The organism is Pseudomonas sp. MHK4 (assembly GCF_054600775.1).
On sequence record NZ_BAAIAK010000002.1, the window covers coordinates 95,291 to 115,857 of the forward strand.

Here is a 20,567-nt window from a genome sequence, read left to right on the forward strand (position 1 = left end):
CGCCACCATGACCGCCATTGCTCGCATTACCCTGCTCAGCGTTGTTTTGGGGCTGAGCGCTTGTGCGGTCCAACGGCCACCCGAGCAGACGACCCCGCCGCCGATCCCGCCGTCGCAGCCGAGTACCAAGCCGGCGCCCTCGACGGCACCGAGCAAGCCGACCACGCCGGCCAAACCGGCCAAGCCGTTGCCGCGCACCTCGGCAAGCTTTGCGCCGCCACCGGGTGGCAATAGTCATTGGGACCCGAAACTCGGTGTGTATGTGCTCGACGATCAACCGAACACCTTCTACCGCCAGCGCACCTACTACCGCTGGGATAACGGCTGGAGCCGCTCGATCAGCCCGCAAGGGCCGTGGGAAGAGACAGACATCCACGGCGTGCCGGGTGGTTTGGGACGGCAGTTCGGGCAGTAATGCAAAAGGCGACCTTCGGGGTCGCCTTTTTTGTGCATACGAAAAATGTCGGGATAGTCGCAATACCTGTAGGCGCCGGCTTGCTGGCGATGGCGGCATAACGGCCACTATCGGATCGCCAGCAAGCCGGCGCCTACAGGAAGTGCATTTAACCACCCGATCCTTTCTCAACCTTTCACAAAACCTTCATCAAATAGTTATTCCAGCGACTTGTGCGAGTCATAGGGCTGACACGCCCGGTGCCTAAAGTCGGTTGAACTCAAATGCGGCCACGGATGGCTGTTCAACCAGACAGAGAAGCCCATGAACGCAGCTATCCATGTCGATCATCTGAACAAGACCTTTGCGCGTAAAACCGCACTGGTCGACCTCGAACTGACCATCGCGGCCGGTGAGATGGTCGCGCTGATCGGCGCGTCCGGCTCCGGCAAATCCACTTTGCTGCGCCATCTGGCCGGCCTGGCCTGTTGCGATCGCAACAACGGCGGCAGCGTCAAGGTATTGGGTCGCGAAGTGCAGGCCAGCGGGCGGCTCAATGGCAAGGTGCGGCGCCTGCGTGCCGACATCGGCTACATCTTCCAGCAGTTCAACCTGGTCAATCGCCTGAGCGTGCTCGACAACGTACTGCTCGGTTGCCTGGGGCGCATGCCGCGCTGGCGTGGCAACTTGAGCCTGTTCAATGCCGAAGAAAAACAGTTTGCCCTGGAGTCTTTGGATCGTGTTGGCCTGGCCGACCTGGCCTTGCAGCGGGCCTCGACCCTGTCCGGTGGCCAGCAGCAGCGCGTGGCGATTGCGCGCGCCCTGACCCAGCGTGCCGAAGTGATCCTGGCAGACGAGCCAATCGCGTCCCTGGACCCGGAGTCCGCACGCAAGGTCATGGAGATCCTCGCCGATATCAATCGCCGCGACGGCAAGACCGTGGTGGTGACCCTGCATCAAGTCGACTACGCCACCCGTTATTGCCCGCGTGCCGTGGCGCTCAAGGGCGGACGCATTCATTTCGACGGCCGCGCCGCCGACCTGAGCGGCCAGTTCCTCAACGATTTGTACGGTGCCGACATCGACACCAGCCTCATGTGTTCCGAGCACATCAGCGCCGCCGAATCCGCCCCCCGGCTGGTGCTGGCACGCGCGTGATCAGCGTTCTTTTTCCCAACCGTTCACCCTCAGGAAACCCTTCCATGTTGAACCGTATCGGTCGCGTTTTTGCTGGCGCAGCACTGCTCGCCACCTGTGTATTGGGCACCGCCCAGGCTGAAGAAAAAGCCATCAACTTCGGCATCATGTCCACCGAGTCCTCGCAGAACCTCAAGAGCATCTGGCAGCCGTTCCTGGATGACATGCACAAGCAGACCGGCCTGAAGATCAACGCCACTTTCGCGTCCGACTATGCCGGGCTGATCCAGGGCATGCGCTTCAACAAGGTCGACGTTGCCTGGCTGGGCAACAAGGCCGCCATCGAAGCGGTGGACCGCTCCAACGGCGAGATCTTCGCCCAGACCGCCGCGGCCAGCGGTGCCGCCGGCTACTGGAGCCTGTTGATCGCGCGCAAGGACAGCCCGATCAATTCCGTCGACGACATGCTCAAGAACGCCAGGAACCTGACCTTCGGCAACGGCGACCCGAACTCCACCTCGGGCTACCTGGTGCCGGGCTACTACGTGTTCGCCAAGAACAACGTCGATGCCGCCACCGCGTTCAAGCGCACCCTCAACTCCAGCCACGAGGTCAACGCCTTGAGCGTGGCCAAGGGGCAACTGGATGTGGCGACCTTCAACACCGAAAGCTGGGATCGCCTGGAAGTCACCCAGCCGGACAAGGCTGCACTGCTCAAGGTGATCTGGAAGTCGCCGCTGATTCCTGCCGACCCGTTGGTATGGAGCAAGGCGCTGAGCGACAGCGAGAAGCAGAAGATCCGCGATTTCATCTTCAGCTATGGCGATACCGACTCCGAGAAAGCCGTGCTGGCGGGTATGCAGCTGGGCAAGTTCCTCAAATCCAGCGACGACCAGTTGCTGCCGATCCGCCAGCTCGAACTGTTCAAGCAGCGCAGCACGATCAGTGCCGACAGCAAGCTTGAAGAGGCGGACAAGGCCAGGAAGCTCGCGCAAATCGATGCCGAACTGGCCAAGCTGCAGGAGCGCATCACCTTGCTCGAGAAGAGCGACAAAAAGACCGCCAACGCTGGCTGATCCATTACGCGGACCCACAGGGGGCTGCGTCAGCCAATGCAATCGGAAAATTTTAGAGAAAACCTCATGACCACAATGCACGCTGAAGCTGTCGGCAAGCGTTCCTGGCCGCAGTACGCCGGTTGGGGCCTGTTCCTGGTCCTGCTGGCCTGGGCCTGGCATGGCGCCGAGATGAACCCGATGGCGCTGTACCGCGACTCGGGAAACATGGCGACCTTCGCCGCGGATTTCTTCCCACCGGACTTCCATGAATGGCGCGCGTACCTCAAGGAAATGCTCGTCACCGTTCAGATCGCCCTGTGGGGCACGGTGCTGGCAATCATCTGCTCGGTGCCGCTGGGCATTCTCTGCTCGGAAAACATCACCCCCTGGTGGATACACCAACCGCTGCGCCGGGTGATGGACGCCTTCCGTTCGATCAACGAAATGGTGTTCGCCATGTTGTTCGTGGTGGCCGTCGGCCTGGGCCCGTTTGCCGGCGTGCTGGCGCTGTGGATCAGCACCACCGGCGTACTCGCCAAGCTGTTCGCCGAAGCGATCGAGGCGATTGACCCAGGCCCGGTCGAAGGCGTACGAGCCACCGGTGCCAGTGCCTTGCAAGAAGTGATCTACGGGGTGATCCCGCAAGTGATGCCGCTGTGGGTGTCCTACGCGCTGTATCGGTTCGAGGCCAACGTGCGCTCGGCGACGGTGGTGGGGATGGTCGGGGCCGGCGGGATCGGCGTGATTCTCTGGGAGAACATCCGCGCCTTCCAGTTCGTCCAGACCTGCGCCGTACTGCTGGTGATCATCGTCGTCGTCAGCCTGATCGACATCCTGTCGCAACGCCTGCGCAAGCAGTTCATCTGATTTTCGGAGGGGTGCCTGCGGGCGCTTTTTTTAAAGCATGCAGTTGTCTAGACAAGATGAGCCGGTGTACCGCGAATTGGCCGACATCCTGCGTCGGGAGCTGGCGGAATACCGCGCCGGCGATTTCCTTCCGGCGGAAGTGCAGTTGGCCGAACGCTTCGGGGTCAATCGCCATACCTTGCGCCGCGCCATCGATGAGCTGGTGTTCGAAGGCAGCCTGCTGCGGCGCCAGGGCAAGGGCACCCAGGTGCTGGAACGGCCGCTGATTTATTCGATGACCGCGGACAGCGCCTACAGCCAGTCGTTGTCGGCCCAGGGCCTGGGCGTCGAGGCGCTGCTGCTCAAGCGCCGTTACTGCTTCGCCAGCCGTGAAGAAGCGCAGCACCTGGGGATCGCCGAGATGGCGCCGATGATCGAGTTGCAGACCCTGCGCAAGCTCGACAACCAGCCGGTCAGCCTGATCCGCCATCGCTACTGCGCCAGTCACGCGCCGCTGCTGGCGGACTACAACGGCGGCTCGCTGCGTCAGTACCTGCGCGAACGCGACCTGCCGCTGACCCGCACCCAGAGCCTGATCGGCGCCCGCTTGCCCAACCGCGAAGAAGCCGCGCTGCTACTGATGCCCCGGCATTTGCCGGCGCTGAGTGTGTTCACCCTTTCCCGCGATCGCGATGGCCGTGCGGTGGAGCTGGCCCAGTCCACCAGTCGTTCGGATCGCTTCCAGTACCAGGTCGTCACCTGATGGAGAACTCAATGCAAAACCCAGTTCCTCACACCGAACGGCAGCACTGGATCGGTGTGCTGGCCCGCGCCAGTCGCCGTGAAATGCAGCCCTTCGAAGCCGCCCTGCGCGACATCGAATACCAACTGATCCGCGCCCCGGAAATCGGCATGACCCTGGTCCGTGGCCGCATGGGCGGTAACGGCGCGCCGTTCAACGTCGGCGAAATGAGCGTGACCCGCTGCGTGGTGCGCCTGGCCGATGGCCGTACCGGCTACAGCTACCTGGCGGGGCGCGACAAGGTCCATGCGGAACTCGCCGCCCTGGCCGACGCGCATTTGCAGGGCGCGCAACAGCGTCGCTGGCTGGCGGACATGATCACGCCGCTGGCGACTGTCCAGGCCGAACGCCGGGCGCAAAAAGAGGCGCAAACCGCCGCCACCAAAGTCGAATTCTTCACCCTCGTGCGAGGAGAAAACTGATGAGCGCACAGCTGTTGTTACCGGCCTTCAGCGATCCGGTGCTGGACGCCCAGCGCGGTTTTCGCGCGGCACTCAAGGCCTTGGCCGGCCCCGGTCTGATCCAGACTCTGCACGCCACACCGAGCCTCGAAGGCCTGGCGCCAGCGACCTACGCGCTGTGCCTGGCGCTGCTGGATGTCGACACGCCGCTGTGGCTGGCGCCGTCGTTCGACACGCCATTGATTCGCGCCAACCTGGCGTTCCATTGCGGTTGCCCGCTGTCCGGCAAGCGTGAAGACGCACGGTTTGCCTTGCTCGCCGCTGACGATCTGGCGGACCTGAGCGGCTTCGATACCGGCAACGACCGTTACCCCGATCAGTCCTGCACCTTGCTGGTCCAGCTGCCGAGCCTCGACGGCGGGGCAGGGCTGAAGTGGCGCGGACCGGGGATCGAAACCGAACACGCCGTAGCGCTGCCAGTCGCCGAGGGCTTCTGGTGCGAACGTGAAAGAAGCAACGAATTTCCCCGTGGCCTGGACCTGTTTTTTACCGCCGACCATGACCTGATCGGCCTGCCCCGCAGCACCCGCATCGCAGAGGAGCGTGCCTGATGTACGTAGCCGTCAAGGGTGGCGAACAGGCCATCGACAATGCCCACCGCCTGCTGGCGAAAAAACGCCGGGGCGATACCTCGGTTGCCGAGCTCGGCGTCGAGCAGATCCGCCAGCAACTGCCGCTCGCCGTGGCGCGGGTGATGAGCGAAGGCTCGCTGTACGACGAAGAACTGGCCGCGCTGGCGATCAAGCAGGCGGCGGGGGACCTGGTGGAAGCGATATTCCTGTTGCGTGCCTACCGCACCACGTTGCCGCGCTTGTGCCCGAGCCTGCCGATCGACACCCAGGACATGCAACTGAGCCGGCGCTTGTCCGCAACGTTCAAGGACGTGCCCGGTGGGCAACTGCTCGGCCCGACCTTTGACTACACCCATCGTCTGCTGGATTTTGCGCTGCTGGCCGAAGGCGAGTATCCGGGGCCGCAAGTCACGCCCGATGCCCGCCTCGAAGCCTGTCCGCGCGTCCTCGGTTTGCTGGCGCAGGAAGGCTTGATCAAGACCGAATCCGACAATGGAGAAAGCGTGGCGGACATCACCCGCGACCCGCTGGAACTGCCGGCCAGCCGCGCCCAGCGCCTGCAGGCCCTGGCCCGTGGTGACGAAGGTTTTCTGTTGGCATTGGGTTATTCCACTCAGCGCGGTTATGGCCGTAACCATCCCTTTGCCGGGGAGATCCGCATCGGCGAAGTCCAGGTGTGGATCGATCCGGAAGAACTGGGTTTCCCGATCAACCTGGGCAGCATCGAAGTCACCGAGTGCGAGATGGTCAACCAGTTCGTCGGCTCGGCCACGGAGCTGGCGCAGTTTACCCGCGGCTACGGCCTGGCCTTTGGGCATGCCGAGCGCAAGGCCATGGGCATGGCGCTCGTCGACCGGGCATTGCGCGCCGACGAGTACAACGAAGAGATCGTCTCGCCAGCACAGCAGGAAGAGTTCGTGTTGATGCATTGCGACAACGTCGAGGCGGCCGGCTTCGTCTCGCACCTCAAGTTACCTCACTACGTGGACTTCCAGGCCGAACTGGAACTGATCCGCAAACTGCGCAAGCCTGCCGAGGGCAACAACCATGAATGACCTGAGCCAGGCCCCCGTGCGCGATGCGGCGTACAACTTTGCCTACCTCGATGAACAGACCAAGCGCATGATCCGCCGCGCCTTGCTCAAGGCCGTGGCGATCCCCGGTTACCAGGTGCCGTTCGGCGGCCGCGAGATGCCGTTGCCTTATGGCTGGGGCACCGGTGGCATGCAGTTGACTGCGGCGATTCTCGGTGACGACGACGTGCTCAAGGTGATCGACCAGGGCGCGGACGACACCACCAACGCCGTGTCGATCCGCAGGTTTTTCGCCCGCACCGCTGGCGTTGCCACCACTGAAAGCACGCCCGACGCGACGGTGATCCAGACCCGCCACCGCATCCCGGAAACGCCGCTGCACGCCGACCAGATCATGGTTTACCAGGTGCCGATTCCCGAGCCGCTGCGCTTTATCGAGCCCTCGGAAACCGAGACGCGGACCATGCACGCCCTCAACGACTACGGGGTCATGCACGTCAAGCTCTACGAAGACATCGCCACCTTCGGCCATATCGCGACCGCGTATGCCTACCCGGTGATGGTCGACGAGCGCTACGTGATGGACCCGTCGCCGATCCCCAAATTCGACAACCCGAAACTCGACATGAGCCCGGCGCTGATGCTGTTCGGTGCTGGCCGGGAAAAGCGCCTGTACGCGGTACCGCCGTACACCAGGGTGACCAGCCTCGACTTCGAGGATCACCCGTTCGAAGCGCAGAAGTGGGAAGAGTGCTGCGCCATCTGCGGCAGCCGTGAGTCCTTCCTCGACGAGCTGATCCTCGACGACGCCGGCACCCAGAGCTTCGTCTGTTCCGACACGTATTACTGCGCCCAGCGCGTCAGCCAGCAGGAGCAGGGCCAATGAACCAGGCGCTGAAAAACGATCTGTCCGTAGCCACCGAGCCCTTGCTGCAAGTGCGTGACCTGTCGCTGTTGTACGGTGCGGAAAAGGGCTGCCAGGACGTCAGCTTCGATTTGTACCCCGGTGAGGTGCTGGGGATCGTCGGCGAATCCGGCTCGGGTAAATCGACCTTGCTTTCGCTGCTCAGCGGACGCCTGCCACCGCAGCGTGGTCGTATCGGGTATCGCGACAAACACGGCCAATGGCTGGACCTCTACAGCGCCAGCGAAGCCGAACGGCGGACCCTGCTGCGCACCGAATGGGGTTTCGTCGAGCAGAACCCGCGCGACGGCTTGCGCATGGGCGTGTCCGCCGGCGCCAACATCGGCGAGCGCCTGATGGCCCAGGGTGTGCGCAATTACCAGCAATTGCGCGGGGCCGGGCTGGATTGGCTGAGCCAGGTGGAAATCGACCCGCAGCGCATCGACGACTTGCCCCGGACCTTTTCCGGCGGCATGCAGCAGCGCCTGCAGATCGCCCGCAACCTGGTGTCGAGCCCGCGCCTGGTGTTCATGGACGAACCGACCGGTGGCCTCGATGTGTCGGTGCAGGCGCGCTTGCTCGACTTGCTGCGCGGCCTGGTGCGTGAGCTGGACCTGGCCGTGGTGATCGTCACCCACGACCTGGCGGTGGCGCGGCTGCTGGCCGATCGCTTGATGGTGATGCGCCGCTCGCGGGTGGTGGAGACCGGGCTGACCGACCAGATCCTCGACGATCCGCAGCACCCTTATTCGCAACTGCTGGTGTCTTCGGTGTTGCAGCCGTGAAGCCCCGTCCAACTGTGGAAACCGAGCGATGAATACCTTGATCGAGGTCCGTGACCTCTCGAAAACCTTCACCCTGCATCAACAGCATGGCGTGGTCCTCAATGTGCTGCGTGGGGTGGATTTCAGCGTGGCGGCCGGTGAATGCCTGGTGCTGCACGGCCAGTCCGGCGCTGGCAAAAGCACCTTGCTGCGCACCTTGTATGGCAATTACCTGCCGGCGGGCGGCAGCATTCGCGTGCAGCATGACGGCCAGAAGCTGGAACTGGTCGGTGCCGAACCCCGGGACATCCTGCAAGTGCGTCAGCGCACCCTGGGTTATGTCAGTCAGTTCTTGCGGGTGATTCCGCGGGTGGCGTGCCTGGACGTGGTGATGGAGCCGGCGCTGGCCCGTGGCTGGTCCAGGCACCTGGCGCAGTCGCGTGCCGAACTGTTGCTCACGCGCTTGAACATCCCGCAACGCCTGTGGCAACTGGCGCCCGGCACCTTCTCCGGGGGCGAGCAGCAACGGGTCAACATCGCCCGCGGTTTCATGGTGGCGTGGCCGGTGATGTTGCTCGACGAGCCGACGGCGTCCCTCGACGACAGCAATCGTCAAGTGGTGCTGCAACTGATCAATGAAGCCAAGGAAGCCGGTGCCGCACTGATCGGCATCTTCCACGACCGCGTCGCCCGCGAGGCGGTTGCCGATCGCCATCTCGACATGACTTGCGCCGCTGTGACCGAAAAGGAATACGCCGATGCCCGTTGAACAGATCCTCAGCAACGCTCAAGTGGTCAGCGCTGACCGGGTGTTCTACGGCACCGTGGTGCTGCGCGACGGTTTGATCGCCGAAGTGGCCGAAGGCCCGAGCCGCGTGGCCCAGGCCGTGGACCTCAACGGCGATTACTTGCTGCCCGGCCTGGTGGAGTTGCACACCGACAATCTGGAACGCCACATGACCCCGCGTCCCGGTGTGGACTGGCCGTCGGTGCCGGCGGTGCTCAGCCACGATGCGCAGATCATCGCGGCCGGTATCACCACGGTGTTCGACGCGGTGTCCATTGGCGACGTGAACCCCAAAGGCAATCGCATGCAGAAATTGCCTGCGATGCTCGATGCGATTGCCAAGGCCTGCGACGCCGGCTTGACCCGCGCCGAGCACCGTTTGCACTTGCGCTGCGAGTTGTGCCACCCGGACACCCTGAGCGTATTCCGTGACCTGGTGGAAAACCCGCTGGTGCAACTGGTGTCGGTGATGGACCACTCGCCGGGTCAGCGCCAGTTCGTGCTGGAATCCAAGTACCGTGAGTACTACATGGGCAAGTACCACCTGACCACCACGCAGATGGATGAATTCATCGCCTTGCAGATGGCCAATTCGCGCACCTACAGTGACCGTTATCGCGCCGCGATTGTCGAACATTGCCTGGCCCTCGGGTTGTCCGTGGCCAGCCATGACGACGCGACCCTGGCCCACGTCGAAGAGTCGGCGCGCTACGGCATGACCATTGCCGAGTTCCCGACCACCCTCGAAGCGGCGCGCGGTTGCCGGGAGCGGGGCATGAACGTGTTGATGGGCGCACCGAACATCGTACGCGGGGGTTCGCACTCGGGTAACGTCGCCGCCGCCGAACTGGCCGCTGAAGGGCTGCTGGATATCCTGTCCAGCGACTACTACCCGGCGAGCCTGTTGCAATCGGCGTTCGCGCTGGCGGCGCAGAGCGACCGGATCGGCTTGCCCGAGGCCGTGCGCATGGTCAGCCTGAACCCGGCGCGGGCTGCCGGGCTCAATGATCGCGGCGAGATTGCAGTAGGCTTGCGCGCCGACCTGATCCAGGCGCGCAGTCAGGATGGTTTACCGGTGGTCCAGCAAGTATGGCGACAAGCGAAGAGGGTGTTTTGATGGCAGGCAGGTTGATCTATCTCATCGGGCCTTCGGGTTCGGGCAAGGACAGCCTGCTCGATGCCGCGCGGGCACGCTTGGCCGAACGCGGCTGCCGCATCGTGCGGCGGGTCATCACGCGTTCGGCGGAAGCTGTGGGCGAGGCAGCGCTGGGCGTCAGTGCGCAGCAGTTCGCCGAGATGCAGGCCCAGGGCGCGTTCGCCCTGAGCTGGCATGCCAATGGCCTGTCCTATGGCATCCCGAAGGAAATCGACGGCTGGCTGGCCGCGGGTAATGACGTGCTGGTCAATGGCTCGCGCGGGCATTTGCACAACGCCCGCGAGCGTTATCCGCACATGCTGGTGGTGTTGTTGACCGTGGACCAAGCGGTGTTGTGCGAGCGTTTGCTGGCGCGAGGACGGGAATCCGTGGCGGAAATCGATGCACGGCTGGCGCGCAATGCCCGTTTCAACAAACACGTCCTTGCCGACAACGACCCGAGGCTGCTGGTGCTCGACAACTCCGGAGCATTGGAGAATACGGTGGAGCGCCTGCTCGCCTGCATTGACGAGCAGTCTGCATGCGCCTGACGTTACTGGGTACCGGTGATGCACGACAGGTTCCGGTCTATGGCTGTGAGTGCGTGGCCTGTACGCAGGCACGCATCGACGGGCGATGGCAACGTCGCCCGTGCTGCGCGCTGATCGAATGCGGCGACCAACGCTGGCTGATCGACAGCGGCCTGTGCGACCTGTGCGAACGGTTCCCGCCACGCAGCTTCAGCGGCATCCTCCAGACCCACTACCACGCCGATCATGCCCAGGGCTTGTTGCATCTGCGCTGGGGGCAGGGGTTGGTGATCCCGGTGCATGGGCCGTTCGACACGGATGGCCTGGCCGACCTCTACAAGCATCCCGGCATTCTGGATTTCAGCCAGCCGTTCGAGGCTTTTGAAACCCGCGCCTTCGGCACATTGAGCGTTACCGCGCTGCCCCTGTTGCACTCAAGACCGACCCTCGGCTACCTGCTCGAAGGCGAAGGGCGGCGGATCGCCTACCTGACCGATACAGTGGGTTTGCCGACGGACACATTGACCTGGCTGCAGCGCGAACCGCTGGATTTACTGGTGCTCGATTGCTCGATGCCGCCACAACCTCAAGCGCCGCGTAACCACAATGACCTGAACCTGGCTTTGCAGTGTATTGATCAACTCCAGCCCCAGTCAGCGGTGTTGACCCATGTCGGGCACACGCTGGATGCGTGGTTGATTGAGCATCGGGGTGAATTACCGCGCAATGTCAGTGTGGGATTTGACGGGTGTGTGCTCTAGCTGCAGAAAGATCTGATTGTTCATTCATCACACCCCGAAACACAACCAAACGTCATGCCTTCGATTTTTGTGCTTGAGTAAATATAACTCTAGGGTTATTTTTATCAGGCCAAAGCAAGGAGGCTGGTGGTGCAGAGCAGGCTATTGATCAAGGAGTTGATGGAGGCGGGTTGGACCCTGGACCGGGTCATTGGCAGTCATCACATCTTCACCCACCGTTACAACCCGTACACCATCCCCGTCCCCCATCCGAAGAAGGATTTACCGGTCGGGACGGTCAAGAGCATCAGGAGGCGAGCCGGGCTGTTCTGCCCGCCAGCCAGTTACGCAGGAGATCCATAATGCAATATCCAATCTGTATCGAATGGGGCGACGAGCACACCGCCATCGGTATCCAGATCCCCGATATTCCAGGTGCGGTAACCGCCGGGGATAGCTTTGAAGAGGCGTACAACGCGGCCGTCGAAATTGCCCACATCATGCTGCAGGAGCTGGCGGCGGATGGCGAGTCGATTCCGATGCCGACTTCGGCGACGGTGCATCGCAGCAATCGCGAGTTCGCCGAGATGGGCTGGGGCATGCTGGAGCTGGACATCTCGCCGTACCTGGGCAAGACCGAGAAGGTCAACGTAACGTTGCCCGGCTACGTGATCCAGCGCATCGACCGCTATGTGCGCGAGCACAATGTCAAAAGCCGTTCGTCATTCCTGGCGGATGCGGCGATGGAGAAACTGGTTCGCAATTGACGGGTACTGGTGACAGCGCCTTGGCGGGCGAACCGGCTTGCCCGCCTGGCACTCGAGTTATGCCGTCGCCAGCGATGTTTTCTGCGAAACGCTGAGAAAGCGCAACAACGCCACCAGTGGAAACGCACTGCCGACCACCACGATCCACAACCAGCCGCCGTGCTCATACACCGCACTGGCTATGGATGAGCCAAACGCGCCGCCGATGAAAATGCTGGTCATGTACAAGGCATTCAGGCGGCTGCGGCTTTTGGCGTCCAGGGCGTAGACCGCGCGTTGGCCGAGGACCATGTTCATTTGCACACAGAAGTCCAGGACCACGCCGGTCACTGCCAGGCCGATCACGCTGTAGGCCGGATGGATGAAGGCGGGCAGAAAGCTCAGGCTGGCGAACAGCAGGGCCAGCAATGACGCGATGCGGGTATGACCGGCGTCGGCCAGGCGTCCGGCGATAGGTGCGGCAATGGCGCCGATTGCGCCGACCAAAGCGAAGATCGCGATCTGGCTTTGCGACAGACCATGGTTGCGCGCCAGTTCCAGCGGCACGGCGGTCCAGAACAGGCTGAACGTGGCGAACATGCACCCTTGGTAAAATGCCCGCTGGCGCAATACCGGTTGTTGGCGCAGCAGCGACCAGAGCGAACCCAGCAATTGGCCGTAGGACGCGCTATGGTCAGGCTGGCGCTTGGGGATAGTCAGCGCCAGCACGATGCTGATCGCTGCCATCAATAGCGCGGCAATCACAAACATTGCCCGCCAACCGAAATAATCGGCCACCACGCTGGACACCGGTCGCGCCAGCAAGATCCCCAGCAACAACCCTCCCATGATCCCGCCGACCACGCGGCCACGGGATTCTTCCGGTGCCAGGTGCGCGGCCAGCGGAATCAGGATCTGCACCGACACCGAGCTGAAGCCTACCAGCAGCGAAATCAGCAAAAACACGTTCGGCTGATCGGTGAACGCCGCGCCCAGCAGACTGGCGATCGCCACCAGGGTGGTGATGATCATCAGCCGGCGGTTTTCCAGCAGGTCACCCAGGGGCACGAGGAAGAACAGGCCCAGGGCATAGCCGATCTGGGTCAGCGACACGATCAGGCTGGCCATGGTGCTGGTCAGGCCGATGTCCGGTGCGATCAGGCCGATGATCGGCTGCGCATAGTAGATGTTGGCGACGATCGCACCGCAGCAGAAGGCAAACAGCAGCACCATGCCTCGGGTCATTGTCGCGGTGCCGTGGGGCACCTGGGTCGCTGGGTTCATAACGTGTCTCGCTGAACAGAAGGGAAAGCGCGCAGGCTAAAGGCCGGGCCGGAACGACGGAAGAGAGATTGGAGTGATAGTGATCATTACATTGCGTAATGACTGACGAACGCGCGTGCCGTGCACCGATGACCGTTGCGTCAGAATATCGGGCTCCGATAATACATTCACTTACATCTTGTTCGATAGCGTGCTTATGTTCTCTCTCACGTTCGACCACAGGAAGGCCATTCCATGAATACGATGGTTCGTCACCTGATTCGCGATGTTTCGGTTGTCACCCTGATCAGCTTGATCGCTGCAAGCATGGCCTTGGCCGAGGATGCACCAGGCATGCGCATCGGGGTGCGCGGCGAGATCACGGGCGCAAGCCCGGACGAGCTGAAAGTCCACGCCAACAGCGGCGAAAACCTGGTCATCAACCTGACCAAGGACACCAAGGTTCGCGCCGTCACCCTGGCCAATATCGAAGACATCAAGCCCGGCAGCTACATCGGCTCGGCAGCCATTCCTCAAGAAGACGGCACCCTCAAGGCGCTGGAAGTCCACGTCTTCCCACCGGAGCTGGCGGGCAGTGGCGACGGCCATCGGCCCTTCGACCTGGTCAAGGGCAGCAGCATGACCAACGGCAGCGTTGGCGACCTGGTGGTCAGCAATGGCCGGGTGTTGACCGTCAACTACAAGGGCGGCCAACAGAAAATCCTGGTGCCGGAAGACGTGCCGATCGTCAATCTGGTTCCGGGCGATCGCAGCTTGCTCAAGGTCGGCGTGAAAATCGTGTCATTCGTGAGCCAAAGTGTCGACGGCACGCTGACGGCGCAGTCGATCTCGGCGGGCAAGGATGGCGTGACACCGCCGATGTAACGCCTACCGACCATCCGAAGAAGCACCCGCTTTGCCCTGACAGCTAGAATCTACAGGGGGATCACTTCAACGTGTCCTTACAAAGCGGGAGTATCACGATGAAAATCGTATCTTCGCTGGCGTTGGTGGTAGCGGTTGGGTCGATCTTCGGGTGCTCGACAGTGCCTGATAGTCAGGTCTCCAACGTTCCCCTGAACGCTACTTCCATCAACGCCGGGAACATCGCCCGGCCCATCATGATGTCCGACGGTAAAGCAACGGTGTTCTGGTTCGCGGTCAGTGGCGAAAGCATGGGAAGCGCTTTGCCGGGCCGTCTGGAGGCCTATATCTATTCAGGAAGCTGTACGAGCCTGGGTGCGAAACCGGCCTATGACATGAACGACGGTCCGAATGCGCGGTTCTATTCGGCGGCGTCGCACCAGTACTTCTGGAAAAGCGCGCCGGTCGCCGTGGAAACGCTGCGAGCGGGCAGCTATGCCCTGGTCGTGCGTGAAAGCCCTGCCGATGGTCACCAGGCTATTTTCTGCGGCAACCTGAGCTGAGTAACCATCGATCCACTGTAGGGGCGAGCTCGCTCGCGATGGTCGTGAACGATAACGTGTAAAACCAGATGCCCAGCAGAGGCCTCTGGTTTTTCGCGAGCAAGCTCGCTCCTACAGTGGTCAGGTGTTGTGCCCATGAAAAAGGCGACCTCTTTAGGTCGCCTTTTTTTCGGGCTCAGGGATTACTGGGCGTAAATCTGATCGAAAACCCCGCCATCATTGAAGTGGGTCTTCTGCACGGTGCGCCAGTCACCGAAGGTTTTTTCCACCGACAGGAAGTCCACTGTCGGGAAGCGGTCGGTGTACTTGGCCAGCACGGCCGGGTCACGTGGACGCAAGTAGTTGGCGGCAGCGATTTCCTGGCCTTCTGGCGACCACAGGTACTTCAGGTATTCCTCGGCAGCGGCGCGCGTGCCTTTCTTGTCGACGGTCTTGTCGACCACCGACACCGGAGGCTCGGCTTCGGCGGAGACGCTTGGGTAGATCACTTCGAACTGATCGCGGCCAAACTCGCGGGCGATCATTTCCGCTTCGTTTTCGAAGGTCACCAGCACGTCGCCGATCTGGTTGGTCATGAACGTGGTCGTCGCGGCGCGGCCACCGGTATCGAGCACCGGGGCTTGCTTGAACAGCTTGCCGACGAAGTCCTTGGCCTTGTTCTCGTCGCCGCCGTTCTTCAGCACGTAGCCCCAGGCCGACAGGTAGGTGTAGCGGCCGTTACCCGAGGTTTTCGGGTTTGGCACGATGACCTGCACGCCGTCCTTGAGCAGGTCGGGCCAGTCTTTCAGGGCTTTCGGGTTGCCTTTGCGGACGATGAACACGGTGGCTGAGGTGAACGGCGCACTGTTGTTCGGCAGGCGGGTCACCCAGTTGTCCGGAACCAGTTTGCCGTTATCGGCCAGGGCGTTGATGTCGGTGGCCATGTTCATGGTGATCACGTCAGCGGGCAGGCCATCGATGACCGAACGCGCCTGTTTGCTGGAGCCGCCGAAGGACATCTGCAGGGTGATGTTTTCATTGTGTTCGGCTTGCCAGTGTTTCTGGAACGCAGTGTTGTAGTCCTTGTAGAAATCGCGCATCACGTCGTAGGAAACGTTGAGCAGGGTCGGTGCGGCGTGAGCCATGCTTGACAGTGCCAGGCCAGCGGCCAGAAGTGAGGCGCCAAAGAGTTTTTTCACTGCGAATTCCTTGTTCGAGAAGATGTTTTTATTTAAAAACAGGCAATTTGCCAGCGACTATAGCCGGGCTCGCATAGTCGTTTAAAGATTAAAAAGCTCTTTGCTTATTCCAGTTTCTTGAATAACGCATTGCCGCAACGCGAGCAAAACGCGGCGCCGTGTTCATGGCTGTTTTTCTGGCACACCGGGCAGTCGTGTTGCAACTGCTCACCGCGCATGGCGTTGGCCAGTTCGGCGGTGAAAATACCGGTCGGCACGGCGATGATCGAGTAGCCGGTGATCATCACCAGCGAAGAAATCACCTGGCCCAATGGCGTCTTCGGCACGATGTCGCCAAAGCCCACGGTGGTCAGCGTCACGATCGCCCAATAGATGCCCTTGGGAATGCTGGTAAAGCCGTGCTCCGGGCCTTCGATCACATACATCAGCGTGCCGAATACCGTCACCAGGGTGCAGACACTCACCAGGAACACCACGATCTTCTGCTTGCTGCCGCGCAGCGCGGACATCAGGTAGTTGGCTTGTTTCAGGTAGGGGCTCAGCTTGAGCACGCGGAAAATCCGCAGCATCCGGATGATCCGGATAATCAACAGGTACTGCGCATCGGCGTAATACAGCGCGAGGATGCCGGGCACGATCGCCAGCAGATCCACCAGTCCATAAAAACTGAAGGCGTAGCGCAGGGGCTTGGGCGAACAGTACAGGCGCAGGCCATATTCGATGGCGAAGATGACGGTGAAGCCCCACTCGATATACGCCAGCACGTCGGCGTAGTTGCGGTGAACGGTATCGATGCTGTCGAGCATCACGATCACCAGGCTGGCGAGGATGATCAACAGCAAGATGCCGTCGAAGCGCCGACCCGCCTTGGTGTCGCTCTGGAAAATCATGACGTAAAGGTCTTCACGCCAGTTTTTGCTGCTGTCCATGGATAACGCCTGACTCAATGATCAGCGCAGCCTAGGTTGATTCTCCCCAGGAGCGCAAGGCGCACTGGCGCCCCGCGCTTTGCCGAGCACTTGGGCCACCGTTCGGATCAGCCAGCCGGCGAGGATGAACGGCGCAGTCAGGGTGGGCAGGCCGATAGCGGCAAACATCGGCGTCAGCAGCAGCGCTGCGGCGATACCCAGCAGTGGCAGCCACGGCTGCTGGCGCTGGGTGCTGAAGGCGAGGGCGGCGAGCACGGCGTTATAGCCACCCAGGCCCAGCAATGCGGTGTAGAAGTCATGGTGCAACAGGCTCCAACCCATGCCGGCAATAGACGCCAGCAACGCCCAGCAGAAGGCGCGACGATCGGCGATCAGCAAACCGGCGGCAATCATGGCCCCGGCCAACGGATGACCGAGGAACATCACCTGGCCGAGGCCCTTGAGGGGCGCGGCGAGCATGTTCAGTGTGCTGACCTCGATCAAGTGCGCCTCTGTCGAGGGCGTGGCGAAACACAGCAGCACCCAGCTCAACACGACGAATGGCGCGGTGTACGCGGGGAGGAATTGGCTGAACCGGACGCGTTTGAGCCATTGTTGAGTGATCATCGCACTCAGGCCGCCGGCGGCCAGGATGAGCGGTGGCATCATCGCCGACCAGGGGAAATACAGGCTCAGCAGCAGGCCGAGCAACACGCCGTTGTAGCTGAACAGCCCGGCTTGACGATCAGCCTTGGCATAGTTGCGACGTTGCGCGGTGAGCAATCCGGCGACACCGCCGAGCAATGCGCCGCCGAGCAGGGCAGGGGCGGTGAACAGGATGGCCGAAAGAATCAGCAAACCGCACAGCGGATTGCGCTGGAGGAATATCTGACTGAAGCCGTTGAGCAAGGCTTCGGCCCAGTCGGGGCAGTGGGTGTTGAAGTGGTTGGCAGGCATTTTAATTCTGTGAGTCAAAGGGACCGAGTCGCCTGCATCGCTGGCAAGCCAGCTCCTACACCCTGTAGGAGCTGGCTTGCCAGCGAAGAGGCCGGTATAGGCGCTAGATCAATGTCTCGATGCGCAAAGAGTTAGTCGACCCCGGCTGCCCAAACGGCACACCCGCCGTGATCAATAACGTATCGCCACGCTGCGCCATGCCCTGGGCCTGGGCGATCTCCAGCGCCGTCGAGCACACCTCGTCCACCTGGCGCAGGCGATCGTTGACCACCGAGTGCACGCCCCAGGCCACGGTCAGGCGACGAGCGGTTTGCAGGTTCGGCGTCAGGTTGAGGATTGGCACCGTCGGCCGTTCACGTGCCGCGCGCAGGCTCGAGGTGCCGGACTCGCTGTAGTTGACCAGCACCGCCACTGGCAACACATTGCTGATACGGCGGATCGCACAGCTGATCGCATCGTTGACGGTCGCTTCGGCTTTCGGACGGCTGACGTCCAGTTGGTTCTGATAGTCCGGGCCGTTTTCCACCTGGCGGATGATCTTGCTCATCATCTGCACGGCTTCCAGCGGATATTCGCCGGACGCGGTCTCGGCCGACAGCATCACTGCGTCGGCGCCTTCGGCCACCGCGTTGGCGACATCGGTGACTTCGGCGCGGGTGGGCGCCGGGGAGAAGCGCATGGATTCGAGCATCTGCGTCGCCACCACCACCGGCTTGCCCAGCTGGCGGCAGGTGCTGATGATGTTCTTCTGGATCTGCGGCACGCTTTCGGCCGGCACTTCCACGCCCAGGTCACCGCGGGCGACCATGATCGCGTCGCTCAACTCGGCGATTTCGCGCAATTGCGTGACCGCCGACGGCTTCTCGATCTTGGCCATCAGGAACGCCTTGTCGCCGATCAGCGCGCGGGCTTCGCGGATGTCCTCTGGACGCTGGACGAACGACAGCGCCACCCAGTCCACCCCCAGTTCGAGGCCGAAGCTCAGGTCGCGGCGATCCTTGGCGGTCAGGGGGCTCAGGTCGAGCACCGCTTGCGGCACGTTCACGCCCTTGCGGTCCGACAGTTCGCCACCGTTAAGCACGGTGGTGTCGATGGCGTCGGCGTACTTGGTGACCACCCGCAGGCGCAGCTTGCCGTCGTCCAGCAGCAGGTCCATGCCTGGCTCCAGCGCCGCGATGATTTGCGGGTGCGGCAGGTTGACCCGGCGTTCATCACCCGGCGTGGTATCGAGGTCCAGGCGCAGTGCCTGACCACGATGCAGTTGCACTTTGCCCGCGGCAAATTTACCGACCCGCAGTTTCGGTCCTTGCAGGTCCATCAGGATACCCAGCGGATAATTCAGCTGGCGCTCGACTTCACGGATCCACTGGTAGCGCTTGGCGTGGTCGGCGTGATCGCCGTGGCTGAAATTCAGGCGAAAGATATTCACCCCGGCCTGCACCAGTTCGCGAATGTCATCGATCCCGTGTGTGGCGGGACCGAGGGTGGCGAGGATCTTGACCTTTTTGTCAGGCGTCATGTTTAGGGCTCTCAAGGATCAGAATGGCGCGGAAGTCGTTGACGTTGGTGCGGGTCGGCTCGGTGACGATCAGCGCGTCCAGCGCCTCGAAATAGCCGTAGCCATTGTTGTTGTCCAACTCGTCGCTGGCGCTCAGGCCGAGGGCGGCGGCGCGGGCATGACTTTCCGGGGCCATGATTGCCCCGGCGTTGTCTTCGGAGCCGTCGATGCCGTCGGTATCACCGGCCAGGGCATAGACGCCGGGCAAGCCCTTGAGGCTCTCGGTCAGGCTCAGCAGGAACTCGGCGTTGCGCCCGCCACGGCCGTTGCCGCGAACGGTGACCGTGGTTTCGCCGCCAGAGAGAATCACGCAGGGCGCGGCCAGTGGCTGACCGTGCTGGACGATCTGGCGGGCGATGCCAGCGTGGACTTTCGCCACTTCCCGGGACTCACCCTCCAGGTCACCCAGGATCAACGGGCTGTAACCGGCCTGACGGCATTTGACCGCCGCGGCTTCCAGGGATTGCTGCGGGCGGGCGATCAGCTGGAAGTGACTGCGGGCCAGGCTCGGATCGCCGGGTTTGACCGTTTCCGATTCCGCGCTTTGCAGCCAGTTGCGCACGGCGGCAGGCACGTCGATGTTGTAACGCTTGAGGATCCCCAGCGCTTCGCCCGAGGTGCTCGGGTCGGCCACCGTGGGGCCGGAGGCGATGACCGTGGCGAGGTCGCCCGGCACATCGGAAATCGCATAGGTGTAGACAGTGGCTGGCCAGCAGGCCTTGCCGAGGCGGCCGCCCTTGATCGCCGAGAGGTGCTTGCGTACGCAGTTCATCTCGCCAATGGTCGCGCCGGATTTGAGCAGGGCCTTGTTGATCGATTGCTTGTCGGCCAGGGTGATGCCGGCAGCGGGCAGGGCGAGCAACGCCGAACCACCGCCCGACAGCAGGAAGATCACGCGGTCGGCTTCCGTCAGGTTGCTGACCAGTTCGAATACGCGCTTGGCCACCGCTTGGCCGGCTGCGTCCGGAACCGGATGCGCGGCTTCGACCACTTCGATTTTTTCGCAAGGGGCGCCGTGACCGTAACGCGTCACCACCAGACCGGACACTTCACCCTGCCAGCAGCGCTCGACCACCTGGGCCATGGCGGCCGCGGCCTTGCCGGCACCAATGACGATCACCCGACCGCTGCGGTCGGCAGGCAGATGGGCTTCGAGGACTTGCTGCGGATGGGCCGCGTCAATGGCTGTGTTGAACAGCTCGCGCAGGAATTGTTGCGGATCGACCGACATGGCGGGCTCCCGGAATTCTTGTTATTGGGTTGACGTTGCAGCGGTGATGCCTCTGTAGGAGCTGGCTTGCCAGCGATCCAGACGCCTCGGTATGTCAGGCAGACCGTGTCGAGGCAATCGCTGGCAAGCCAGCTC

The 20,567-nt window shown here is 62.4% G+C and carries 24 protein-coding genes; 18 read left to right on the forward strand and 6 right to left on the reverse strand.

The features are described 5' to 3' along the window. The first annotated feature begins 7 nt into the window (after positions 1–7). The 16 genes from ACYP2Q_RS05365 (at position 8) to ACYP2Q_RS05440 (ending at position 11,931) form a co-directional block, all read left to right on the forward strand. Positions 8–415: a hypothetical protein gene (locus tag ACYP2Q_RS05365; RefSeq protein WP_459729565.1), complete on the forward strand. Its 408-nt coding sequence runs from the start codon at positions 8–10 to the stop codon at positions 413–415. 303 nt (positions 416–718) lie between these two features. Further along, positions 719–1,552, forward strand: coding sequence for a phosphonate ABC transporter ATP-binding protein (gene phnC / locus ACYP2Q_RS05370; protein ID WP_459729566.1), 834 nt, complete (start codon positions 719–721; stop codon positions 1,550–1,552). Positions 1,553–1,596: 44 nt separating this feature from the next. Beyond that, positions 1,597–2,607 (forward strand): phosphonate ABC transporter substrate-binding protein, encoded by a 1,011-nt coding sequence (gene phnD / locus ACYP2Q_RS05375; protein ID WP_459729567.1) that lies wholly within the window; start codon positions 1,597–1,599, stop codon positions 2,605–2,607. A 66-nt stretch (positions 2,608–2,673) separates the two neighbouring features. Continuing rightward, positions 2,674–3,456 carry a phosphonate ABC transporter, permease protein PhnE gene (phnE, locus tag ACYP2Q_RS05380; protein WP_459729568.1) on the forward strand — a complete coding sequence of 261 codons (783 nt, stop codon included), beginning with the start codon at positions 2,674–2,676 and terminating at the stop codon, positions 3,454–3,456. 37 nt (positions 3,457–3,493) lie between these two features. After that, complete coding sequence (phnF, locus tag ACYP2Q_RS05385; protein WP_459729569.1) at positions 3,494–4,198, forward strand: phosphonate metabolism transcriptional regulator PhnF; 705 nt, start codon at positions 3,494–3,496, stop codon at positions 4,196–4,198. Between the two features lie 11 nt (positions 4,199–4,209). Further along, positions 4,210–4,659, forward strand: a complete 450-nt coding sequence (gene phnG, locus ACYP2Q_RS05390; RefSeq protein WP_459729570.1) for a phosphonate C-P lyase system protein PhnG — start codon at positions 4,210–4,212, stop codon at positions 4,657–4,659. Then, complete coding sequence (gene phnH / locus ACYP2Q_RS05395) at positions 4,659–5,249, forward strand: phosphonate C-P lyase system protein PhnH (RefSeq protein ID WP_459729571.1); 591 nt, start codon at positions 4,659–4,661, stop codon at positions 5,247–5,249. Before phnG ends, phnH begins: the two co-directional genes overlap by 1 nt. Next, entirely contained in the window at positions 5,249–6,325 is a 1,077-nt protein-coding gene (locus ACYP2Q_RS05400) for a carbon-phosphorus lyase complex subunit (protein ID WP_459729572.1), read from the forward strand. Before phnH ends, ACYP2Q_RS05400 begins: the two co-directional genes overlap by 1 nt. After that, positions 6,318–7,190: an alpha-D-ribose 1-methylphosphonate 5-phosphate C-P-lyase PhnJ gene (locus tag ACYP2Q_RS05405; RefSeq protein ID WP_223595159.1), complete on the forward strand. Its 873-nt coding sequence runs from the start codon at positions 6,318–6,320 to the stop codon at positions 7,188–7,190. The genes ACYP2Q_RS05400 and ACYP2Q_RS05405 overlap by 8 nt, the downstream gene beginning before the upstream one ends. Then, positions 7,187–7,993 (forward strand): phosphonate C-P lyase system protein PhnK, encoded by an 807-nt coding sequence (gene phnK, locus ACYP2Q_RS05410; protein WP_459729573.1) that lies wholly within the window; start codon positions 7,187–7,189, stop codon positions 7,991–7,993. The genes ACYP2Q_RS05405 and phnK overlap by 4 nt, the downstream gene beginning before the upstream one ends. Before the next feature lie 28 nt (positions 7,994–8,021). Continuing rightward, a complete protein-coding gene (gene phnL / locus ACYP2Q_RS05415) occupies positions 8,022–8,741 on the forward strand; it encodes a phosphonate C-P lyase system protein PhnL (RefSeq protein WP_459729575.1) in 720 nt (239 codons plus the stop codon). Continuing rightward, a complete protein-coding gene (locus ACYP2Q_RS05420; protein ID WP_459729576.1) occupies positions 8,731–9,876 on the forward strand; it encodes an alpha-D-ribose 1-methylphosphonate 5-triphosphate diphosphatase in 1,146 nt (381 codons plus the stop codon). The genes phnL and ACYP2Q_RS05420 overlap by 11 nt, the downstream gene beginning before the upstream one ends. After that, complete coding sequence (gene phnN / locus ACYP2Q_RS05425) at positions 9,876–10,445, forward strand: phosphonate metabolism protein/1,5-bisphosphokinase (PRPP-forming) PhnN (RefSeq protein ID WP_459729577.1); 570 nt, start codon at positions 9,876–9,878, stop codon at positions 10,443–10,445. The genes ACYP2Q_RS05420 and phnN overlap by 1 nt, the downstream gene beginning before the upstream one ends. Next, positions 10,436–11,185 carry a phosphonate metabolism protein PhnP gene (gene phnP / locus ACYP2Q_RS05430; RefSeq protein WP_459729578.1) on the forward strand — a complete coding sequence of 250 codons (750 nt, stop codon included), beginning with the start codon at positions 10,436–10,438 and terminating at the stop codon, positions 11,183–11,185. Before phnN ends, phnP begins: the two co-directional genes overlap by 10 nt. Positions 11,186–11,314: 129 nt before the next feature. After that, positions 11,315–11,527, forward strand: coding sequence for a type II toxin-antitoxin system HicA family toxin (locus ACYP2Q_RS05435; RefSeq protein WP_459729579.1), 213 nt, complete (start codon positions 11,315–11,317; stop codon positions 11,525–11,527). Continuing rightward, positions 11,527–11,931, forward strand: a complete 405-nt coding sequence (locus tag ACYP2Q_RS05440) for a type II toxin-antitoxin system HicB family antitoxin (RefSeq protein WP_459729580.1) — start codon at positions 11,527–11,529, stop codon at positions 11,929–11,931. The genes ACYP2Q_RS05435 and ACYP2Q_RS05440 overlap by 1 nt, the downstream gene beginning before the upstream one ends. A gap of 57 nt (positions 11,932–11,988) precedes the next feature. Here the strand turns inward: ACYP2Q_RS05440 and ACYP2Q_RS05445 are convergent, their stop codons facing one another. After that, positions 11,989–13,194, reverse strand: a complete 1,206-nt coding sequence (locus tag ACYP2Q_RS05445; protein WP_459729581.1) for an MFS transporter — start codon at positions 13,192–13,194, stop codon at positions 11,989–11,991. Between the two features lie 234 nt (positions 13,195–13,428). Between ACYP2Q_RS05445 and ACYP2Q_RS05450 the strand changes: the two genes are divergently transcribed. Both ACYP2Q_RS05450 and ACYP2Q_RS05455 read left to right on the forward strand, forming a co-directional pair. Next, positions 13,429–14,058, forward strand: coding sequence for a hypothetical protein (locus tag ACYP2Q_RS05450; protein ID WP_459729582.1), 630 nt, complete (start codon positions 13,429–13,431; stop codon positions 14,056–14,058). A gap of 98 nt (positions 14,059–14,156) precedes the next feature. Then, entirely contained in the window at positions 14,157–14,600 is a 444-nt protein-coding gene (locus tag ACYP2Q_RS05455) for a hypothetical protein (protein WP_459729583.1), read from the forward strand. A gap of 182 nt (positions 14,601–14,782) precedes the next feature. On the opposite strand, the gene ACYP2Q_RS05460 is transcribed toward ACYP2Q_RS05455, so the two are convergent. From ACYP2Q_RS05460 to ACYP2Q_RS05480, 5 genes are all read right to left on the reverse strand, one after another. After that, positions 14,783–15,778: a sulfate ABC transporter substrate-binding protein gene (locus tag ACYP2Q_RS05460; RefSeq protein ID WP_459729584.1), complete on the reverse strand. Its 996-nt coding sequence runs from the start codon at positions 15,776–15,778 to the stop codon at positions 14,783–14,785. 104 nt (positions 15,779–15,882) lie between these two features. Continuing rightward, positions 15,883–16,707, reverse strand: a complete 825-nt coding sequence (locus ACYP2Q_RS05465) for an ion transporter (protein WP_459729585.1) — start codon at positions 16,705–16,707, stop codon at positions 15,883–15,885. A 21-nt stretch (positions 16,708–16,728) separates the two neighbouring features. Next, entirely contained in the window at positions 16,729–17,643 is a 915-nt protein-coding gene (locus ACYP2Q_RS05470; protein WP_459729586.1) for an urea transporter, read from the reverse strand. Between the two features lie 103 nt (positions 17,644–17,746). Next, a complete protein-coding gene (gene pyk / locus ACYP2Q_RS05475) occupies positions 17,747–19,162 on the reverse strand; it encodes a pyruvate kinase (protein WP_459729587.1) in 1,416 nt (471 codons plus the stop codon). Beyond that, positions 19,152–20,432: a glycerate kinase type-2 family protein gene (locus tag ACYP2Q_RS05480; RefSeq protein ID WP_459729588.1), complete on the reverse strand. Its 1,281-nt coding sequence runs from the start codon at positions 20,430–20,432 to the stop codon at positions 19,152–19,154. The genes pyk and ACYP2Q_RS05480 overlap by 11 nt, the downstream gene beginning before the upstream one ends. Positions 20,433–20,567 lie beyond the last annotated feature (135 nt).